Origin of the sequence: Mesorhizobium sp. M7A.F.Ca.ET.027.03.2.1 (assembly GCF_003999175.1) — a bacterium.
GTDB lineage: Bacteria > Pseudomonadota > Alphaproteobacteria > Rhizobiales > Rhizobiaceae > Mesorhizobium.
The window spans coordinates 1-1,556 of record NZ_RZOM01001262.1; the positions used below are offsets into that span (position 1 = coordinate 1).

The window sequence follows — 1,556 nt, forward strand, 5'->3', positions numbered from 1 at the left end:
GGGTGAAGATGGTGGCTGCTCCGGAGATCAGCAACGAGCTCAGCCCGCCATAGAGCATCCTGGCCATGACATCGCGCCCCTGGCTGTCGGCGCCGAGGAAATAATTGCCCAGCCGCCAGGTCGGGCCGAGCGGTGTGTAGCCAAGCCCTAGCCCTTCCGTCGATTGTTCCATCACCGGAACGTCGGCACCGTCGATCTGGATGACGGCGTCGAGCGTCGAGGCGAAGGGGTCCACGCCTGCCCATTTTGCATAAAGAGGCGCACTGAGGCAGGCAAGGACGATGAGGAGGAACACGGCCAGCGACGCCATGGCAGCCCTGTCCCTTGCCAGCTTCGCAAACGCGACGGCCCAGGGCCCTCGCGTCTTGCGCGGCGCGGCGACAGCTACGTTCGACACGGACGTGCCCCTCCGCGGTTCGTTACTGCACCCAGGCCATCACTGCACCCAGGATTGGGTGATCATCCAGTTGAACTGCCGGTTGAACTTGAAATTGCCGAGACGTTTGCTGACAAAGTCAAGCCGCTTCGGCGTGAAGAGGCCAACGGCGGGTGCCTTGTCGGTGACTTGCCTGTCGATTTCAGCCCACATTTTGTCGGCGGCTTTCTGATCGGTGACGCCGAGGTCCAATGCCTTTTGCATCTTGGCGTCGATTTCCTTGTCGCAGAAGCCGGCGATGTTGATCGAGGCGTCCGAACCTTCACGGAAGGAGGCGCAGCTGAACAGGATGTTCAGGAAGTCCGAAGCCGCAGGATAGTCCTTGTACCATTGGGTAACGGACATCTGCACCTTGTTGTTGGTGTTCTGAATGTAGGTGAACTGGATATTGGACGAGATCGGCTTGACGTCGGCGACATAGCCGATGCTGGTCAGAACGCTCTGCAGATAGACGCCGATGGACCGCGAAATGGCGGTGTCCTCGACGATGATCGTCACCTTCTGGCCCTTGGTGCCGGAGTCCTCGACGAGCTGCTTTGCCTTGTCGAGATCAGGAGCCGACCATTTGGCGCCCGGATTCTTGGTGAAGGGGCAATAGTCTTCATGGCCGGGGAAGTCCGGGGGCAGGACCTGACAGACCGGCGAGGCCAGCACCTTGCCGCCGAACAGCTTGACCAGCGTGTTGCGATCGATCGCATAGGCAACGGCCTGGCGGGCTTTTTCATTGTCGAAGGGTGCGAGACGGTTGTTCAGCGGCGCGTACCACCAAGCCGAAAGCGGTGAGATGTGCAGCTGGTCCATGGACTTGCTGCCCAGTTCGCCCAGGCGATCGCTGGGCAGAGCGTCGAACATCCAGTCCGCTTCGCCGTTCTGGATCGCGGTGACGGCTGCCTCTTCGGACAGGCCGAAATCATATTGGACGACATCCGGATAGCCGTCCGGCTGGGCTTCTTCGCTCCACTGCTTGAAATTGGGGTTGCGGGAAACCGTCATGCCCTTGTTCGGGTCGAAGGCGGAGATCATGTACGCGCCGGTGCTGGGAATGGGCTTGGAGCCCATGTCTTCGGCGGGCGTGTCCGCCGGCAGGACCACGGCATGCGGCAAGGCGAGCTTGTAGAGC

Annotated in this window: 1 protein-coding gene and 1 pseudogene; both read right to left on the reverse strand. The window is 61.1% G+C overall.

Annotation, left to right across the window (positions count from 1 at the left end; all coding sequences use genetic code 11):
- Positions 1 to 397 (reverse strand): annotated as a pseudogene (locus tag EN750_RS33635) (ABC transporter permease); the annotation flags it as partial.
- Between the two features lie 39 nt (positions 398 to 436).
- A partial coding sequence (locus EN750_RS33640) for an ABC transporter substrate-binding protein (RefSeq protein ID WP_145968168.1) occupies positions 437 to 1,556 on the reverse strand: 1,120 nt, incomplete at its 5' end.